Annotated in this window: 11 protein-coding genes and 5 pseudogenes; 4 read left to right on the forward strand and 12 right to left on the reverse strand. The window is 61.0% G+C overall.

Features of this window, described 5'->3' with window-relative positions; genetic code table 11:
* Positions 1-10 precede the first annotated feature (10 nt).
* On the reverse strand, positions 11-1,408 hold the full coding sequence (locus tag ACZ1HK_RS05725; RefSeq protein WP_472627846.1) for a pyridoxal phosphate-dependent decarboxylase family protein: 1,398 nt from the start codon (positions 1,406-1,408) through the stop codon (positions 11-13).
* 118 nt (positions 1,409-1,526) lie between these two features.
* Between ACZ1HK_RS05725 and ACZ1HK_RS05730 the strand changes: the two genes are divergently transcribed.
* Positions 1,527-2,345 (forward strand): DeoR/GlpR family DNA-binding transcription regulator, encoded by an 819-nt coding sequence (locus tag ACZ1HK_RS05730; RefSeq protein WP_472627847.1) that lies wholly within the window; start codon positions 1,527-1,529, stop codon positions 2,343-2,345.
* Here ACZ1HK_RS05730 and ACZ1HK_RS05735 read toward each other — a convergent pair.
* The 9 genes and pseudogenes from ACZ1HK_RS05735 to hmgA form a co-directional block, all read right to left on the reverse strand.
* Complete coding sequence (locus ACZ1HK_RS05735) at positions 2,296-4,731, reverse strand: GcvT family protein (RefSeq protein WP_472627848.1); 2,436 nt, start codon at positions 4,729-4,731, stop codon at positions 2,296-2,298. The two genes, ACZ1HK_RS05730 and ACZ1HK_RS05735, sit on opposite strands and share 50 nt — an antisense overlap.
* 64 nt (positions 4,732-4,795) lie before the next feature.
* Positions 4,796-7,941 (reverse strand): annotated as a pseudogene (locus tag ACZ1HK_RS05740) (2Fe-2S iron-sulfur cluster-binding protein).
* 77 nt (positions 7,942-8,018) lie between these two features.
* Positions 8,019-8,204, reverse strand: coding sequence for a DUF2783 domain-containing protein (locus ACZ1HK_RS05745; protein ID WP_472627849.1), 186 nt, complete (start codon positions 8,202-8,204; stop codon positions 8,019-8,021).
* Complete coding sequence (locus ACZ1HK_RS05750; protein WP_472627851.1) at positions 8,201-9,802, reverse strand: FAD-dependent oxidoreductase; 1,602 nt, start codon at positions 9,800-9,802, stop codon at positions 8,201-8,203. The genes ACZ1HK_RS05745 and ACZ1HK_RS05750 overlap by 4 nt, the downstream gene beginning before the upstream one ends.
* A 75-nt stretch (positions 9,803-9,877) precedes the next feature.
* Complete coding sequence (locus ACZ1HK_RS05755) at positions 9,878-10,828, reverse strand: MBL fold metallo-hydrolase (protein WP_472627852.1); 951 nt, start codon at positions 10,826-10,828, stop codon at positions 9,878-9,880.
* Between the two features lie 78 nt (positions 10,829-10,906).
* Positions 10,907-12,156, reverse strand: a pseudogene (fahA, locus tag ACZ1HK_RS05760) (fumarylacetoacetase).
* On the reverse strand, positions 12,156-12,704 hold the full coding sequence (gene maiA, locus ACZ1HK_RS05765; RefSeq protein WP_472627853.1) for a maleylacetoacetate isomerase: 549 nt from the start codon (positions 12,702-12,704) through the stop codon (positions 12,156-12,158). The pseudogene fahA and the gene maiA overlap by 1 nt, the downstream one beginning before the upstream one ends.
* A 189-nt stretch (positions 12,705-12,893) precedes the next feature.
* On the reverse strand, positions 12,894-13,049 hold the full coding sequence (locus tag ACZ1HK_RS05770) for a hypothetical protein (RefSeq protein WP_472627854.1): 156 nt from the start codon (positions 13,047-13,049) through the stop codon (positions 12,894-12,896).
* Positions 13,050-13,062: 13 nt separating this feature from the next.
* Complete coding sequence (gene hmgA, locus ACZ1HK_RS05775; protein ID WP_472627855.1) at positions 13,063-14,418, reverse strand: homogentisate 1,2-dioxygenase; 1,356 nt, start codon at positions 14,416-14,418, stop codon at positions 13,063-13,065.
* Positions 14,419-14,730: 312 nt separating this feature from the next.
* On the opposite strand from hmgA, the pseudogene ACZ1HK_RS05780 reads away from it, so the two are divergent.
* Positions 14,731-16,262 (forward strand): annotated as a pseudogene (locus ACZ1HK_RS05780) (acyl--CoA ligase).
* 1 nt (position 16,263) lies between these two features.
* The gene (locus ACZ1HK_RS05785) at positions 16,264-17,241 is read left to right on the forward strand and encodes a 2-dehydropantoate 2-reductase (protein WP_472627856.1); all 978 of its coding nucleotides are present in this window, start codon (positions 16,264-16,266) and stop codon (positions 17,239-17,241) included.
* A gap of 180 nt (positions 17,242-17,421) precedes the next feature.
* Here ACZ1HK_RS05785 and ACZ1HK_RS05790 read toward each other — a convergent pair.
* Positions 17,422-18,111, reverse strand: a pseudogene (locus ACZ1HK_RS05790) (inositol monophosphatase family protein); the annotation flags it as partial.
* A 186-nt stretch (positions 18,112-18,297) separates the two neighbouring features.
* On the opposite strand from ACZ1HK_RS05790, the pseudogene uxuA reads away from it, so the two are divergent.
* A pseudogene (uxuA, locus tag ACZ1HK_RS05795) lies at positions 18,298-18,933 on the forward strand (mannonate dehydratase).
* Between the two features lie 77 nt (positions 18,934-19,010).
* Here uxuA and ACZ1HK_RS05800 read toward each other — a convergent pair.
* On the reverse strand, positions 19,011-19,531 hold a 521-nt coding region (locus tag ACZ1HK_RS05800; RefSeq protein WP_472627857.1), incomplete at its 5' end, for an IS6 family transposase.

The following is a 19,531-nucleotide window of genomic DNA, read 5'->3' on the forward strand; positions in this document are numbered from 1 at the left end:
CACGCGCCGTCTAGGCAAGGGACGCATGAACCTCGGCAATGACATCGGCGGCCATCATGACATGGTCGCGGGTCGTGTCGAACTGCCCAACCTGAAAGCGGATCACCTTGCGGCCGTGGTGCAGGCCTTGCGTCAGGTAGATGCGCCCATCGTTGTTAAGGGCATCCACCAGCCTTTGCTGCCGGTCGTCATCCCCCGGGCATCGGAACGTGAAGAGGCTGAGGATCGGGTCCGTGACAATTTCGAACCCGTCCATGTTTCGAATGACCTCGCAAACCTCCTCCGCCCACGCAACATGGTTGCGGATCCGGGTGCGCAGCCCGTCCAGGCCATAGGCGCGGATGAGAAACCAGATCTTGAGCGCCCGGAACCGTCGTCCAAGGGGGATCGTCCATTCGGAATAATTCGTGACCGGGCTGCCGGATGTTTTCAGATACTCCGGCTCGATCTTCAACGTATCAAGTTGCGGCTGCGCGTCCCGCAGGAACTGGATGGAACAATCGAACTGCGCGCCCATCCACTTGTGCGGATTGAACACGATACTGTCGAACTGCGCGACGCCCGGCCAAAATTCCGCATGGAATTCCGGACAAATCATCGCCGACCCCGCCCATGCGGCGTCGAGGTGCGTGTACAATCCCTCACGCGCTGCAATCTCGGCAATGCCGGGCAACTCATCTGCGGCGCCAACCCCGGTCGCGCCTGTCACCGCGATGATGCCAGCCGGCTGGTGCCCCGCCGCCCGATCTGCCGCAATCGCGGCCTTCAACGCCTCCGTGTCCAACGCGAAACGTGCCCCGCATGTTGGCAGTTTGACGAGGTTTTCCTGCCCGATACCGGCCACCCAGCATGCTCGGTCGATGGAGGAATGGACCTGATCCGAGCAATAGATGCGTAAATTGCCCTTGCCGTTCAGCCCATCGCGATTTCCCGTGAACCCGGTGGCCCGTTCGCGCATCGTCAACACGGCTGACAGTGTGGCGGACGACGCGCTGTCCTGGATCACGCCTGTAAAGCCTGCAGGCAAACCCATGGCTTGCCGGAGCCAATCGACCATGACGCCTTCCACCTCGGTCGCCGCCGGAGAGGTCTGCCACAACATGCATTGCGCCGCGATTGTGGTGACAAGAAAGTCCGCAAGCATGGAAGGCGGGGCGGCGTTTGCGGGGAAATAGGCGAAGAAGCGGGGATGCTGCCAATGGGTGATGCCGGGCATGACGATCCGCTCAAAATCATCGAGGATCTGCGCCATACCGTCCGGCGCGTCTGGCGGCGTGTCGGGCAGTTGCCGCGCGATGTCGCCGGGTTGCGTTTGGGCGCGCACGGGCTGGTCGGCAATGGTCTGGTGGTAGTGCGCAGCCCATTCACTGATGCGCGCGCCCCATCCCGCGAATTCATCCCAGTCCATCGCTCTATCCCTTTGTCCGGCGCGCAAACGTTAGGGCTGTGCTTTCGGGCTGTCGATGGGTGAAAAGCCTTGCCTGCCAAGGACGCTATCGCTCAGATGGCGAGGCAGGAGCACGACCATGAAAAGCAGTTTTCGCCAGACAGAAATCCTCGACATCGCGCAACGCGAGGGCAAGGTGACGGTCGAAGGGTTGGCCGCCCATTTTGATGTCACGGTGCAGACCATCCGCCGCGACCTGAGCGAGCTTGATGAAGCGCGCCACCTCAACAGGGTGCACGGCGGGGCGGTTCTGGCCTCTGGCACATCGAATGTCGCTTACGGAGAACGTCGTGAGTTCCTGGCGGAAGAAAAGGCGGCCATGGCGCGGCATTGTGCGGCGCAAATCCCCAATGATTGCGCGGTCTTTCTGAACATCGGCACCAGTACCGAGGCGGTGGCGGCCGAGTTGCTGGCGCACAAAGGTCTACTGGTGGTGACAAACAACATGAACGTGGCCCACACACTGGACCGCAACCCCGATTGTGAAGTGATCGTCACCGGTGGAACGCTCCGCCGTGGCGATGGCGGGTTGATTGGGGCCATGACGGTGGATGCAATCCGCCGGTTCAAATTCGACTATGCGGTCATGGGGTGTTCGGCCCTCGATGCTGGGGGTGATGTGCTCGATTTCGACATTCAGGAGGTCGGCGTCAGTCAGGCGATCATTGCACAGGCGCGCGTCCCCCTGCTTGTGGCGGATCACTCGAAGTTCCAGCGCAGCGCGCCGGGGCGCATCTGCTCGCTGGCCGATATTCACACATTGGTCACGGATCGCCCGCTGACCCCTGCCTTGTCCTCTGCCTGCCGAGACTGGGAGACCAACGTTCTGGTCGCAGAGCCGAGCCCTCCTAACCCCGCAGCAGGGCGAAAGCGGGATCATACGGGCTGGCCGGAATGACAGTCGCCTCAACCCTGGTGCCGCACAGGTCAAGGTCCATCACCGTACCGTCTGCCGCAAGTTCGGACGCAATAAATGCATAGGCTAGGTTGAGACCCACGCGATGCCCCCATTCGCCCGAGGTTACGGTGCCAACAACCTTTCCGTCCCGCATCAACGATGCGCCGCCATGGGCCGGGCTTTGGTTTGTGTCGATCTTCAACGTCACAAGGCATCTGCCAGGGCCGGCGTCTTTTCGCGCCAAAAGCGCCTCCCGCCCAACGAAATCGCCCTTCTCCAACTTCACAAAGCGCGAAAGGCCGGTCTCGAACGGGTCGAATTCCGTCAGGATGTCGGCCTTCCAATGCAGAAAGCCCTTCTCCATCCGCATGGACTCGACCGCACGGGCGCCAAACAGTGTCAGGCCACGAGCTTCTCCGGCCTCACGCAAGGCAAGGTACGCGGCGTAGAGTGAGGCATTGGGGACGTGGATTTCATAGGCCAACTCGCCCGAGAAACTGACGGCCATGATCGTGGCCGGGGCAAAGCCCACATAAGCCTCGCGCACGCTGAGCCATGGAAAGGCCGCCGCTGACCAATCGCCGCGCGCGCATGCCGTCAAAACATCGCGCGCCTTCGGCCCGGCCAGAACAAGGATCGTCTGCTCATTCGTAAGCGAGCGAATATGAACATCCTCGTCCGACCGCATATGCGCCGTGAGCCAATCCATGTCATGGAACTCGGCCGCCGCGGCAGAGCCATACCAGACGCGATCCGGCCCCCGATCGCTTGCCGGAAGGTTGGCAAACGTCGCCTCTGATTTGAGCATGCCGTGGTGGTTCAGCAGATAGCCAAGGCCAACCCGCCCCGGCCTTTTCGTGACCGTGCCGCAGCACATCCGATCGAGAAAGGCGTGGCGGTCCCGGCCGGTGATCTCGAACCGGTTGAACCCGTTGACTTCACAAAGACCAACACCTGATTGCACGGCGGCGACCTCGGACCCGACAACATCGAATGCCTCATCAAAATCAAAGGTCAGGGACGGATGAAAATCGGTGGATGGCTTGACGTAATCGACCCGCTCCCACCCGTTCACCACGGTGAATTCGGCCCCTTCAGCGGCCAATACGGGCGTTAACGGCGTTGTCTTGGCGGGGCGGCCCGCAGGGCGATGTTCATGGGGGAAATGAAAGCGGAATTCGTTTTGGTAATCCTCTATCGCCTTGAGCGCCGTCAGTTCCGCATTCGCGTGGCCCGTGAACCGGCGCGGGTCGAGGCACCAGGTGTCGTAACAGGCCTCTCCATGGACGATCTGCTGCGCCAGCAGCCAGCCATGCCCACCGCCCTCGCCCACGCCGGCGCGCAGGCCGATGATGCAGAAGGCATTGCGCTTGCCGGGGATCGGACCGACCAGCGGTGCGCCGTCGATCGTATAGGTGATCGGGCCATTCACGATGCGCTTGATACCCACCTCAGTTAGCGCAGGCATCCGTTCAAACGCGCCTTCGAGCACGTCCATCACGCGGTCCAGATCGTCAGGGCATAGATCGTTGGAGAACGCGGGGCTGATCCCGTCCATTCCCCAGGTTTTGCAGTCCTGTTCGTAGAACCCGACCAGAAGACCATTCTTTTCCTGCCGCGAGTAGTAGTCGCTGATCGGACAGCGCAGCAGCGGCATCCGATGGCCCGCTTCGGCAATGGCGGGGATGTCTTCGGTTACGAAATACTGGTGCTCCATCGACGCAACCGGGTGTTGCACTCCCATCATCGCGCCGACCTCGTTCACCCGGTAGCCGCAGGCGTTCACGACGATATCGGCGTCAATGTCGCCTTTGTTGGTGTGCACGGTCCAGGTGTCATCCTTGTGCTGCGTCAGGCCCGTGACGTCGGTGCTGCGGTAGACCTCCGCCCCGGCTTTGCGGGCGTGAAACGCCAAGGCCTGACACAGTTGCGCCGGGTCAATATCGCCGTCTTCGCCGTCCCACAAACCACCAAGCAGGTTGTCGGTTGAGATCAGCGGATGGCGTCGCGCACACTCCTCCGCGTCGATCATCTCGAACTCAACACCCATACCGCGCGCCATCGAGGCGAAATGGCGGTAGCCCTGCATCTGCGCCTCGGTATTGGCGAGCCGGATGCCGCCATCGCCGTGATTATAGCCTACTGGATATTCGGGGTCATCTCGGAGCCGCTTATAGAGTGCGACGGAATGGCTTTTCAGGCCCACCATCGTCTGGTTCATGCCGAAATTTGTGACCTGCGCTGCCGAATGCCAGGTCGTGCCGGATGTCAGTTCATCCCGCTCGATCAGAACAACGTCAGACCAGCCTTCCTGCACCAGATGATAGAGGGTCGAACACCCTGCAATTCCACCGCCGATCACGGCCACTTTCGTGCGCGATTTCATTGCGTTCCCCCTCCGATCACACCGTTGTCAGGAAGGGGCGATTTCACGCGCAATGCAAGCGCTTTCAAAGATCCAATTCGATCACACCACCTGCAACGGCGGCCCGGGATTGGCATGTGATGATATTCGTCTGACGCTGTGCGTTCGACAGGACGAAATCGCGGTGTTCAACCTCACCCGAGCCGAGGCCGCATTTACACACCCCGCAAATCCCATCGGAGCATTTCAGATCAACTGGAATGCCGTTCTCGATCAGCACATCCGCCGCACTCTTGTCCGCCGGAACAGGAAATTCACAGCCTGATTTCAATAGCTTGATCGTAAAAGGATGGTTCACATAGTCCGGCATCTCCGGGACGGAGAAATACTCGAGATGGCGGTTGTCCTCCGGGAAGCCAGCCGCCTCGGCCACGTCCATCACGGCAGCCATGTAAGGCTCAGCCCCGCAGGTATAGACATGCGCGTCGTCGCTGTGGCGCAGGATCGCCGCAAGATCCGCACGGGTGCCTTCCGATGAGATATGCAGAGTAACGCGATCCGCCCAGGGCACGTTATCAAGATGGTCGAGATACCCCATCGTGGCCCGCGTGCGGCCTGAATAGTGCATCTCGAACGGACGGTCCAAGGCGTGCAATCGGTGGGCCATCGCGATCATCGGTGTGATCCCGATCCCGCCCCCCATCAGATAGCTCATTGGGGCATCTTCGTGCAGCGGGAAATGGTTGATCGGCTTGGAGATGAAGACCTTGCGCCCCTCGCTGAAGATCCGATGCAACAGGGCTGATCCCCCCTGCCTGCCGCTTCGCGAAGAACGCCAATCTGGTACTTGGACCGATCCGCCGGGTCGCCGGACATGGAATATTGGCGCAGAAATTCCGGGGCTACGACGATGTCCAGATGCGCGCCGGCCTCCCATTCCGGTAGATCGCTCCCATCCAGGCTGGCGAATTCGTAGATCGTGACATCCTCAGCGGTTTGTTCGGCCTTGGTGATCTGCACGCGCAAGACCGGGCTTTCGTCATAATCGCGGGGTTTGTGAACCGGGTCTTCGCCGTTGGCCAGACGTGCCTTGTACTCCTCAGCCGTAATCATCGCCTGGTACGCTTCGATCCCGGCCTCCCGATCCATGGGGTAAGGGTATGGATAAGGATGCGGCACAAGCGGCGCGGGATAGACGGCGAGCGTCTGATCCTCGTAACGCAGGTCGAGGTCCTTCTGCAGCCCGCGCGCGTTCACCGGCCTCTTGGTGGGTCGATAGCCGCCGTCTTCCTCGATCTCCAGATCCCACCACCATTTCTTTGCGGGGTTGAGGTCGCCCCGGTTCAACAGATCATCCAGCTTGGCCAAAGCCGGCGCCGATCCCGGGACTTTCATCACCATCCAGCGAAACACGGCGTCGCCCAAAACGCCCTCTAGGTTCCAAGGGCAGGTTTTCATGCACCGCCCGCACATCGCGCCACCTTCGGTTGTGATCCGGTAGGTTGCGCATTTCTGGCTGTCGGATTTCCAGATCTCATACCCGTTGAACATCAGCTTCGGACCTGCGGTGATCGCACCGGACGGACATTCCCGCGCGCATTTCTTGCAGGCCTCGCAGAAGCTTTGCAGGCCAAAGTCGATGGGTTTGTCATGGGCCATCGGCAGGTCAGTTGTGACAACGCCCGATTTCAGACGCGGCCCCAGAAAGGGATTCAGGATGACCTCCCCAATGCGGCTGACTTCGCCCAACCCGCTCAGCAGCAGAAGCGGCGGCTGAAGCACTTCGCCATCCATGACCGAATGCGCCTTGGCTTTATAACCAAAGTTGCGCAATTGCCGCGCGACAACGCCCCCCAGGAGCGAGAACCGCAGATAGGCGCGCATGGATTGCGCGACGCTGATCCAATCGTCGCCAGACGCGCCCTCCATCGTCTCGAACCCCTGATCAATGATCATAGAGATCGCGTTGTCATGGGGCGGGTCGATGGGTTCACCGGCTGCGTCATGGGAATACCAAGTCCAATCCGGGCAGCGGCTGAGACCGATTGCGTCCACACCCAGAAAGTAGCCGGTCGCCTTGACCAGTTCGGCAGCTGCACGAGGGTCCAGCTGCGCCTTTTCAGCGGCGGGCTCGCCATCTTGTAGAAGAACAAACGCCCCAAGCGCCCGCCGTTGCGCTGAGGACGGGGCGGATTTGCGCACATAGTATCCGCCCTTCGCACCATCCTGCAGCGGCTTACCCATGTCGCCGAATTGCGCCCGGGCAAACATGTCCGAACGCTTAGGAACACGTGGCACACGCGCTTCGTCAATGAACGTTGTGGGCTCCTCAACGCGCTTGAGCGTCTCAAACGGATGCGCACCGTCCACGAAACGCCGTTTGGCATAGGCTTTGGGCGCTTCCGGCAAACGCGCATGCGGCTCAAGCGGTCGATCCGGTGCAACCGCAAAATTCGTCGTGATCACAGAGATCCCGAACCCGCGTCCGAGATAAGGCGCAACCACCCCGTCGCCATCAGGCACAGCAAGACCCGAAGCCACCGCCATCTTGTTCAGATCAACATCCGCGGTTGAGGCCGTGTGCGCCCGCGCATCATGTCCCAAAACCCGAAGGTAGTTCGCAATCACCACTGCCGTCTCTGCCGCCAAAAGGCTTGAGCGATGGTCAATGGCATCGATGATCCAATCGCTTCCCGGCTCTTCCGGCTCGGGCGCGCGGGGATGCTCATAGAGGAAGACAATCGCGTGGGTATGCCCGTCAATGGTGGTGGGCGGTGCTTCCATCGACTCCTTCAGATCAGCCATGATCAGGTCGATGCCCGAGGCCAGCGTCTTGGTTTGACGGGTGCGCAGATCTTCGGCCAAACGGGCAATATCGGGGTTCAGATGCGGTTCCGCCAGAACAGCCTCAGAGGGCAGCGCGCATGTGCCAACCATGGACGCGTCTGCGAAATACCCGAACGCTTTCAGATGATTGGCGCGCTCTTGCAGGTTCGTCGGCGTCTCCGCCACGGCCTTGTTGATCAAGCCATCCCGGATCACATCCAGCATGGCGGCATGGTCTCGCATCGCGTTGACGATGGAGTGCGGGCGATGGTCATGGGCGTAGGACAATGTCTGAAAGGGGGTGACGCGCGACAGGTCCACCGCGTCCGCACGCTCAAGCGATTCCAGCCGATACCGCCCAAGATGCACTGGCCTGGTCTTGTCTGAGAATATGCGAAATCCCATCGGGGCCTGTCCATTTCACGGCAGCAAATCGTTCAAGGCACCATCGGCCTGAAACGGCGGCAATGGCAATGGCCGAGCTACCCGGCCGCGGCCTTCAACGCAGCGCGCAAGACCTCCCGGTCGCCGATATGATTGGCAAGGACAAGGATCAGGCGCGCATTCAGGGCATCTGACTGGTCCTTGCTCAACCCGTGATGGGCCGCCAGGAGTTCATCGTAGAAGCCGTCTGGGTCGGGAAGGTTGGGCTGTGTGTTCAACGTCATGTCAGGCCTATCGCAGTCTTGAGGGCGGCTTGGATCTCAGCCTCTTTCACCTCAGCCCAACGGGCCGCGACGTGCTGGTCCGGGCGGATGAGGTAAAGCGCGTGCTCTGCATCCCCAAGGTAGCGGGCGCGCAGTTCATCCGTCAGATCATCCCCTGCCAACGCAAGCGTTCCGATCGGTACATCGGTGAGGAGTTCGGGCGGTTGGAGGCCAAGTGCAAGAAGCGTGAAAAGGCCCGGCAAGCGATCCAATAGGAACCCCTCCGCCAGTGGCGCATCGGGGCATGGGCTGCCAGGGCGCGTGCGGGCGGGGCCATCCAAAGCGTCGGGGCCGTTCAGGGGCAGGCCATCATAACTGCAAGGGACCGAAAGTCGCCCGGAATTGACCAACGGCCGCGCAAAGGCGTGATCCTTGGCCAATGTCAGAACCGCATTGCGAAAGATCTTCGACATCTCAGACTTCGGCGTCAGGAAATCCGTGGCGCGCGTGGAGTTCAGGATATTCTCATCTGCCCCGTAGGCACGTTCTTCGTGGTAGGTTTCGAGCAGCGCATCAGGTGCGAGGCCCTTCAGCACCAGGTCCAGTTTCCACGCGAGATTGTCGGCATCCTGCATCCCGGAATTCGCGCCGCGCGCGCCGAACGGGCTGACTTGATGGGCGCTGTCCCCGGCGAACAGAACGCGGCCATGGCGAAACCGCTCCATCCTACGACATTGGAACGTGTAGATGGAGGTCCAGACCAGCTCATACTCCGTGCCCGCAGGCAGAAATTCGTCAATCCGCTGGCGGATGCGGCCCTCCTCCAGCTCGGCGTTGCGGTCAACGTCCCATCCCAACTGGAAATCGATACGCCAGACATCATCGGGTTGTTTGTGCAGCAAAGCCGATTGCGGCGCTTCGGCCAGTGGCGGCTCAAACCAGAACCAACGTTCGGTGGGGAAATCGGCAGTCATCCGGACGTCCGCGATCAGGAAGTTGTCCTCGAACACCCGACCGTCAAAGCTGAGACCCATCATCTCACGCGTGGGGGACCGCGCGCCGTCGCAGGCAATCACGTAATCGGCGGTCAGTTGGTAGGGCCCGTCGGGCGTGTCGATGTCGAGCGTGACCTTGTCCGCATCTTGAGTGAGGCCCGATACCACGTTGCGGCCTCGAATTTCGATTGGTTTGCCACCCGCCTCAGCCCGGCGCAGGGCATCGATCAGGAACATCTCGAAATAGGGCTGCTGGAGATTGATGAAGGCGGGGTTCTTGTGGCCGCCCTCGGGCAAGAGGTTGAAATTGAAGACTTCCCCATCGCCATGGAACACACGGCCCACATTCCAGACGACCCCCTTTTTCACCATGTCGGCCCCGGCACCAAGCCGATCCGCAATCTCCAATGTGCGCTTGGCAAAACAGATCGCGCGGGATCCTTGGCCGACACCCTCGTGGTCATCGAGGATCAGCGCGGGCGTGCCCTTTTGGGCGAGGTCGAGGCCGGTTGCCACGCCCACCGGCCCGCCCCCGATGATGATGACGGGGTGGTGGCCCGCGCGTGCCGTAGCCGGGTCATAGGGGTAGAGTTCATGGGCAAGGGCGTAAGTGGCGCCGACCATCTTCTTCTCCGTATTCCGGCCTTTTCGGCCAATCCTCGGCAATGCGCCCGGATGGGCGCAACGCCGCCTCGCAGCTTATCCCTGAAGCTGTTCCCACATCTCGATGTCGCGCTTGTCGGTCCAGATGCGGGGGTGATCCAGACCCCTCGCCTCATCATAGGCGCGTGCTACGTTGAACGGCAGGCAATGCTCGTAGATGGCGTAGTCGGCGAATTTGGGGTCGCAGGCTTCGCGCACTGCGTCCCAAGCGTCTTTGAGCGAGCCGCCGCGTGCGGCCACGCGCTTGACCGGGTTGTAGGTGGAATGGATGAAATCGGCAGTCGACGAGAGCGCTTTCATCACCATCTCGCGCCCCTGTAGCGCGTCGCCGCGGCCGGGCGCGATCGCGTCCGGGCCGATATGGGAGATCGCCGAAAGCGTGTTGGGCCAATCCTCGAAATGGCCATCGCCGCAATAGCAGGCGGAGCGGTATTCGACGATATCGCCGGTGAACATGACATTGGCATCTGGCACATGGATCACCGCGTCGCCTGCCGTATGGGCGCGGCCAAGATGCTTGATGTCGATGCGACGATTGCCAAGGTAGACCGTCATGGCATCGGAAAAGGTGGTCGTCGGGTAAGTCAGACCGGGGATGCTTTCATGGCCTTCGAAAAGACGGGGGAAGCGTTGGAATTCGCTGTCCCAATCCTCCTGCCCGCGTTCCACGACCATGGCGCGTGCCGTGTCGGACATGATGATCTGGTCCGCGCCGTAGGCCGAGGCCCCCAGCACCCGCACCGCATGGTAGTGCGTGAGAACAAGGTGCGAGATCGGCTTGTCCGTCACCGAACGCACGCAATCGATGACCTTCTGGGCGAGGCGTGGCGTGGCCTGCGCCTCAACGATCATCACGCTGTCATCCCCGATAATCACACCGGAATTCGGATCACCCTCGGCGGTGAAGGCGTAAAGCCCCTCGCCTATTTCGTCGAAGGTGATCTTCTTTTCCGTCATGTCCCCCTGCGAGGCGAAGGCTTTGGCCATGGTGTGTTGTCCTATCCGATTTTTCGTGTGGCCAGCGGCAGGCGCCTCCGGCGGGCATATTTTTGGAACAAAGATGGGTCAGCTGGTGAAAGGATCCTTGGCGGCGGGTTCGACGGTTCCGGTGCAAGGTCCAAAGCCAAGGCGATAGCCATTGCCGCGCGCTACACCGTGTAGGGCAAGCGTATCGCCATCTTCAATGAAGGTGCGCGGGCCAGAGGCTGTGTCGATCGGTTCTTTGCCGCCCCAGCTCAGTTCAAGGAGCGAGCCGCGTTGGTGCTTCTCAGGGCCAGAGATCGTCCCGGAACCAAGCAGGTCGCCTGCGCGCATCGGGCAGCCCGAGGTCGCGTGGTGGGCCAGTTGCTGTGCCGCCGAGTAGTACAACTCGTTCGCGTTGGTCTGGGCGATTGTCTCGCCGTTCAAAGTGATGGACAGGTCGATGTCGTGGTTCATCGGCGCTGTATCGGCCAGATGCGGCAGCAGTGGTTTTTCGCGCTCTGGCGTGGCGCACCGGAACGGGGCCAGCGCGGCAGCTGGAACGATCCATGGGCTGATGGTGGTAGCCGTGGCCTTGGCCTGGAACGGTCCAAGGGGCTGGTATTCCCAAGCCTGAATATCACGGGCCGACCAGTCGTTCAGCAGGACGTAGCCGAAGATATTTGCGAACGCCTGATCGACACTCAGCGGGCCATCGGAGGGCACGCCAACAATCGCCCCCATCTCCAACTCAATATCAAAGCGACGCGAGGGGGCAAAGATCGGCACGTCGTGGTCCGGCGATTTCAACTGGCCCCACGGGCGCCTGACCGGGGTTCCTGACACCACCACTGATGAGGCCCGTCCATTATACCCGATGGGCATATGCAACCAGTTGGGCGGCAGCGCGTTTTCCGGCCCCCGGAACATGGTTCCAACGTTCGTCGCATGGTGACGGCCAGCGTAGAAGTCGGTGTATTCCGCCACGCGGAACGGCATGTGCAGTCTGGCTTTTGCCATGGGCACCGAAAGGTTGTGACGATGTCCTGCACATGCTCGTCGCTACCTTCGGCCAACATCATCGAAAGCACCTGTCGGTAGGCGTACCAGGTGGTTGGCCCAAGCTCCATGAAGTCGTTCCAGTAAGGCGCATCCAGCACGTCAGCCTCGGGATCAGCGCGCAGATGACCAGCAGCCTCCAACCCCGTCGCGTCCACGATCCGGTCGCCTATCGCCACGCCACAGCGCAGATCGCCATCGTCGACTGAGAAAACGCCATAGGGCAGATTGTTTAGCGGAAAATCGGTGTCCGGCGCATTTGCGCTGTCCAACCAGGACCGTTTCAGATCAGACATTACCCCACCCCCGCTTCAGGTTGCGCATCCGGTGCGGCTGCTGCGATTTCAGGCACGGAAAGGCACGCGGCTTCGATGCGGGTGACTTTCGGGTATGGCGCAAGGGGCATCCCGAACCTGTGCGCATTGACGCACTGCGCAACGATACACAGATCCGCCAGATCCGGCGCGTCGCCGAATGCGAAGCCCTCTCCGTCGGGCAGCAGGGCCTCAAGCGCCGCAAAGCCTTCGGCCATCCAATGCCGCATCCAGCTGACCTTATCCTCATCGCTGGCACCAAACCGGCCTTCAAGCTCGGCCAGAACCCGCAGATTGTTGACGGGGTGCACGTCCGTGGCAATCGTGAGCGCGGCTGCCAATTGGCGCTCGCGCTGCACAGGGTCGGACGAGAGCATCGGCGGCTCGGGATAGATGGCGTCCAGATAGTCGATGATCGCAAGGCTCTGGGTCAGCACCGTGCCATCGTCCAGCACAAGCGCGGGAACGCCGTAACCGGGATTTATCGCGCGGTAGGCGTCGCCGTGCTGCTCGCCGCTGGGAAGGTCCACGGAGACCGACGTGTAGCTTACTCCTTGAGGTTCAGCGCCGCGCGCACCCGGAAGGAGGTGGTGGACCGCCAATAGCTGTGAAGGATCATTCGTCGCGACCCCCATAGGTGCGCGCGATCCAGACCAACACCAGCGGAAAGGCGATGGAGGCCAGAATGGCGGCCGAGATCAGGATCCAGAAGGGTGCACTCATGCCTCGGGCCCTCCGGCGCCGCCTTGGCGCTCACCCGGCATCCGGGCCGGCGCTTCGCCGTGGCGCGTGGCCCGCCAGCGACCCCGGCGCGGCCAGAGCGCCAGCGCGGCGATGACCACGACGGCGGCGATGACGATATATCCCAGATCCATCGGTCAGCCTCCCCTACTTCTTGCCCGGCGTGCCGTCGAACTTCTTCTCCAGCGTCGTCCAGCAATCGATGTAGTCGTCCTGCAGCGGGGCCTCATTCGCGGCAAACGCCGTCAGATGTTGCGGAAAGCGGGTTTCGAACATGAACGACATGGTGTTGTCGAGCTTGTGCGGTTGCAGATCAGCATTGGAGGCTCTTTCGAACGCCTCCCGGTCAGGACCGTGGGGCAGCATCATGTTGTGCAGACTCATGCCCCCCGGCACAAAGCCCTGAGGCTTGGCATCATACTGGCCGTAAATGTTGCCCATCAGCTCGGACATGATGTTCTTGTGATACCACGGCGGGCGGAATGTATCTTCGGCCACCATCCAGCGTTCGCGGAACAATACGAAATCGATGTTCGCGACCCCGGGCTGGCCCGAGGGTGCCGTCAGCACGGTAAAGATCGATGGATCCGGGTGATCGAACAGGATCGCCCCGACAGGGCAATAGGTCTTGAGGTCGTATTTCAGCGGCGCGTAGTTCCCATGCCAAGCCACAACGTCCAGCGGCGACTGCTCGATGTTCGTCCGGTGGAACTGACCGCACCATTTGATTGTAACGGTCGAGGGGACTTCACGGTCTTCATAGGCCGCAACCGGCGCCTTGAAATCGCGTGGATTGGCCATGCAATTGGCGCCAATTGGGCCTCGGCCGGGCATTTCGAACTTGGCCCCGTAATTCTCGCACACGAAGCCGCGCGCAGGCCCGTCCAGCACTTCGACGCGGTAGACCAGACCGCGCGGGATGATCGCGATCTCCTGCGGCTCCACGTCGATGATGCCAAGCTCGGTGCAGAACCGAAGGCGCCCCTCCTGCGGCACAACCAACAATTCGCTGTCTGCAGAATAGAAATAGTCGTCAACCATCGACGCGGTGACAAGATAGATATGGCTGGCCATCCCGACCTGGGAATTCACGTCGCCCGCTGTGGTCATGGTCCGCATGCCAGTCAGCCAAGTCAGCGGTGCATCGGAATGCGGAACGGGGGACCAGCGATATTGTCCGAGGGACACCACATCTGGATCCACATTCGGCGCACTCTGCCAATAGGGCAGCGCAATCTTCTCATACCTGTGCGAATGCTTCACCGATGGCCGGATACGGTAGCACCAGGTTCGCTCGGGCCGCACATCCGTAAACGCTGTGCCAGACAATTGCTCACCATAGAGACCGTAGTTGACCTTCTGTGGGGAGTTCATGCCTTGCGGCAGCGCGTCCGGCAGAGCCTCTGTCTCGAAGTCGTTGCCGAAGCCCGGCATATACCCTTCATGGGCGCCCGGATGGGACGGGGCCTGTATCATCGGACGTGGCGTCGATTGTTCGGTCATCGCACTCCTCCTGCGCTCACAGCACAGGTATCAGTTACTTTGTAACCAACAAGCTGCTTCGCTGTGTTCATTTGCAGGTCTCCGTCCCTGCGCTTGTCCGGCGCAGCGATGCACTCTTCGGAGGCCTGTGCCGTCTGGTCAGCGCAGCGACTCCACGTTACCAGACAGGGAAACACTGACGCCTTTTTTATGGGCGACGCAAAAACGAAGTGTTGGACGGCTGGCCAAACGACCTAGGCTTTCGTCCAAGATGGGGGCGCAAACGCCCTGGGCCATAGCAATGCCCAAATACTGAAAGACGGGAGCGATGACATGACAACCACCCTTGCCGCACTTTGGATGGCACAAGACAAAGCCGCACCCGCTATTGGCGCGCCCGGTCAGGATTGGTTGAGCTACGGCGCGCTGAGCACGCTTGCCGACGAGACTGCCGCAGCCCTGCACAGCGCTGGCATCGGGCGCGGCGATCGGGTTGCAATCGTTTTGCCCAACGGCCCTGAAATGGCAGCCGCGTTTATCTGTGTTGCCAATGTCGCAACGACATGTCCGCTGAACCCGGCCTACAAGGTTGATGAATTCGCCTTCTACCTCGATGACCTCAAAGCCAAGGCAATTGTCCTGGCCGAGGGCGAAAATGGCCCGGCTTTTGAAGCCGCCAAGGCACAAGGTCTGATGGTGCTGCGCCTTGGCACGGAACCCGATGCACCGGCAGGCCAATTCACGTTGCGCGCTGAGGGAGGCGGCGGAATTGCCGACACCTCCTTGCCCGAAGCGGACGATGTGGCGCTGATCCTGCACACGTCCGGCACCACATCGCGGCCCAAGATCGTGCCGCTCTTGCAGTCCAATATCGCCGCATCTGCCCACAATATCGGGGCCTCTCTGGAGCTGTCGGTGAAGGATCGCTGCCTGAACGTCATGCCGCTTTTCCACATTCATGGGCTGATCGCAGCAGTGTCGGCGACCCTCGCCTCCGGCGGTTCGGTCTGGTGTGCACCGGGCTTTGACGCGCTGAAATTCTTTGGCTGGATGCGTGAAGCGCAGCCCACCTGGTACACAGCTGTCCCAACAATGCACCAAGCCATCCTCAGCCGCGCCAGCCGCAATGCCGAGACCATTGCCGATGTGCCTTTGCGCTTCCTGCGCTCCTCCTCGGCCTCCCTCCCAGGCCCGGTGATGGAGACTCTGGCTGCGACCTTCTCGGCCCCCGTGATCGAAGGCTACGGGATGACAGAGGCCACCCATCAGATGGCCTCTAACCCCTCCCGCCTCGCGCGCAAAAGCCCGGTGCTGTTGGGGTCGAAGCGGGCCCGCTGGTTCGTATCGCCCATGAAGTTGAAAACCATCTGATCGACGGTGTGGGCGAAATCGTCATTTCAGGCCCAAACGTGACCCCGGGGTATGAGGGCAATCCGGACGCCAATGCCAAAAGCTTCTTCGAGGCCGATGGCAAGCGCTGGTTTCGCACAGGCGATCAGGGACAGTTCGACGACGAAGGCTATCTGACACTGACCGGTCGCCTGAAAGAGATCATCAATCGCGGCGGTGAAAAGGTCTCTCCGCTCGAAGTCGACGGGGTCCTGTCGGCCCACCCCGCCGTCGCGCAAGTCGTGACCTTCGCCCTGCCCCACCCGAAACTGGGGGAAGAGGTCGCCGCCGCCGCTGTGCTGAAAGAAGGCGCAGACGCGAGCGAGGCTGACATTCGCGCCTTCGCAGCCGAGCGGCTTGCGGCCTTCAAAGTGCCGCGCAAAGTCGTGATCCTCGATGAGATCCCCAAAGGGGCGACGGGTAAATTGCAACGGATCGGACTGGCCGAAAAACTCGGTCTGACCGAGGGCGCGTAAGATGAGGATTTGCATTTTCGGAGCGGGTGCCATTGGCGGCTATATGGGGGCAAAGTTGGCCGAGGTTGGCGCGGACGTCAGCCTAGTCGCGCGCGGGCCGCATTTGGCCGCCATGCAGGCGAACGGCGTGACCTTGATCGAGGATGGCGCACGCAAGACCGTCTCCGTCACCGCATCAAATGATGCAGCCGATCTAGGTGTGCAGGACTATGTCATCGTGACGCTAAAGGCCCATTCCGTGCCCGCGGTCGTGCCCAAAATGGCCCCCCTTATCGGCCCGGAGACCACCATCGTGTCAGGCGTGAACGGAGTGCCCTGGTGGTACTTCCACGGACTCGAAGGCCCGCATGAAGGCACCCGCCTTCAAACCGTCGATCCCGGAAATGCCCAATGGGACGGCTTTGGTCCTGACAATGTCCTCGGCTGCGTTGTCTACCCCGCCGCTGAAGTGCTGGAACCCGGTGTGATCAATCACATCGAAGGCAATCGTTTTTCGTTAGGCGAACCCGACGGCTCCAAATCCGAACGTGCGATGCGCCTATCCAAGGCACTGATGGCCGCGGGTCTCAAAGCACCGGTCCGACCGCGCCTGCGCGACGAGATCTGGGTGAAGCTCTGGGGGAACCTGTCCTTCAACCCGATCTCGGCGCTTACCCATGCGACCCTTGATGTGCTGTGCACCGACCCCGGCACACGATCCGTTGCCCGCAATATGATGCTGGAGGCTCAGACAATCGCCGAGGCGCTTAGTGTGAAATTCCCCATCGACGTGGATCGCCGGATTGATGGCGGAGCCGCTGTCGGCGCCCACCGCACCTCGATGCTGCAAGACCTGGGTGCTGGCCGCCCGATGGAGATCGACGCGCTTCTGGGCTCGGTCCAGGAGCTTGGCCAGATCACTGGTCACGAAACGCCTACGATCGACACGGTCCTTGCCCTGACCCAGCTGCGCGGACGTGTGGCTGGTTTGTATTCCTGAAGGGCAATCAAAAACTCGGGCCCGGCAGCGCCCCGCCGAATTCTGACGCCACAATCCGCTCCAGATCGTCCCAAACCCCCGGGCAGCGCCGAGGCAAAGGCCGAAGCGCGCATCCGCGGGATAGGGGAGAATGACGCCGCCCGCCTCTTCGATCATCAGCAGGCCGGCCAAACTGTCCCACGGGTTCATCGCAAACTCGACATACCCTGCAAGACGTCCCGCCGCGACACAGGCCAACATATTCGCGCCCGAGCCGTTGCGGTAATACATGCTGCCAGCCTCCAATAGTTTGCCAATGATCCCAACGGTCGGCCCGGGGCCCGTGCGCGACGACGCCCCAACCGCAATCACGCCCTGATCAATCCGCTTGGCCGGATCGAGAACCAGGCGCTTCCCATCAAGTCTCACACCCTGCCCTGCGCGGGCCGCGAAATGCTCACCCAGGATCGGCACATCGATCACGCCTATATGGGTCTTCGACCCTTCCACGACGGTCAAAACAACACACCAATGCGGCAGACCCATCAAGAACGGCACAGTCCCGTCGATCGGATCAATCACCCATGTCAGACCAGAAGCGCCCTCTTTCGCGCCGCCCTCCTCGCCCAGGATCGCATCATCGGGAAAACGCGCGGCAATAGCAGAGCGGATCATGTCCTCAACCGCGCGGTCGGCGACAGAGACGAGGTCCAGCGCATCCGCCTTGGTCTCCACCACCAATGCTTCTCGGTTGCGGTAGTATTCCAGCGCCAATTGTCCGGCCCGATGGGCAAGGTCCGAGGCCAGATCGGCGCGGGCGGTAAGGGCGTCAGTCATGTGTCGGGCAACCTCTTGTTGGAGGGCGGTAGCCGACCCCCTGCCTGCTTTCATAGCGCGGCTCAGATGTCGGGGGGCGAAAAAGTGGGGTCTTCACCCCGCGCACCGCAATCCATAGGGCATCTCAAATTTCTGGCGGACGGCGCAACGCGTATCGGCGCATAACATCGCAATGACCCGTTTCCGACATTCTGCGGCGGAAGCCTGCTTACGTCGCAAGCCCTGGTTGGCGCACAAAGCATCGCGCCGCCCGATCCAGAGCTTTGCCTGCCCGGCGCAGTTGATACTTACGATATCGAGCGGTTACGCAAAGCCCTTCGTCGCTATGATGGGCTAGGTCCTGTCGATCTTCGTGCAAACCTGAAGCGGTTTCTGGAAGAAATCATTCCGACTGCCACTGATTTGGGCATCCAGATGTGTATTCATCCCGATGATCCGCCGCGCAGTATTCTTGGCCTCCCGCGCATTGTCTCGACCGAGCCGGACATTGATTGGATTCTCGGTTGCATGGATGAACCCGCAAATGGGCTGACCCTGTGCACCGGATCGCTTGGGTCCAGAACTGAAAATGACCTGCCGACCATAGCGCGTAAATTCGGCGAGCGAATTCATTTCGTTCATCTGCGCAACGTCTCAAAGGAAGAGGATGGATCGTTTTCCGAAAGCAGCCATCTTCAAGGTGACGTCAACATGATCGCGGTCATTGACGAGTTGCTGTAGGTCGAAGCGCGTATTGGAATGGAGTTCCCGTTTCGTGCCGATAATGGTCATTGCCTGCTTTCAGATGCAGATCGCGATGTCCAACCGGGATATACCCTGATCGGCCGCCTAAGGGGTCTTGCTGAACTACGTGGGGCGATTTCAGCCCAAAGCTGACACGATGTCGGGGGCGGCGGTGGCGGTGCTGTCAGACAAATTCGAACCAGTCTCAGATAGGACAGATCCCCTGCCGTTTATTCAGCGCAAAGACCGCGCCACTCGGAAAGAGCGGCGGTTCGGCTAAGTTTGAAGCGGCTTCGACTCGATTGACTACGGTCTTGGTTGAAGTGGTTGGAGACTGAGGCGTGGACGGAGGCGAACTTCTGCAAACTTCGCATCCGCCGGAAGCGCTGCATTGCCCTCTCCCTTCGTAGGTACGGAAAGTGCGAATGCTCCGCTCGATTGTTTACCCAGCGACCTGTCTCTTGCCGGTCTGCGCCGCCTTGTTCCTTGAGAGCGGCGCCATAGGAACGAAGCTTGTCGGTTACCAACACTACAGGTCGACCGTGCTTGCGCATTGCTTTTCTTAAGAATTTCAGTGCGGACCTCTTGTCGCGACGCTTCGTGACGTAGCTTTCGAGCACTTCGCCTTCGTGATCTACGGCCCGACAAAGATAGTGTGTCTTGCCGATGATCTTCACGAAAACCTCGTCCAGATGCCAGCGCCAGCGACCGAACTTCATCCCTTCGACCCGTCGCTTCTTAATCTCAGACG

The organism is Gymnodinialimonas sp. JB5-7 (genome assembly GCF_055693405.1).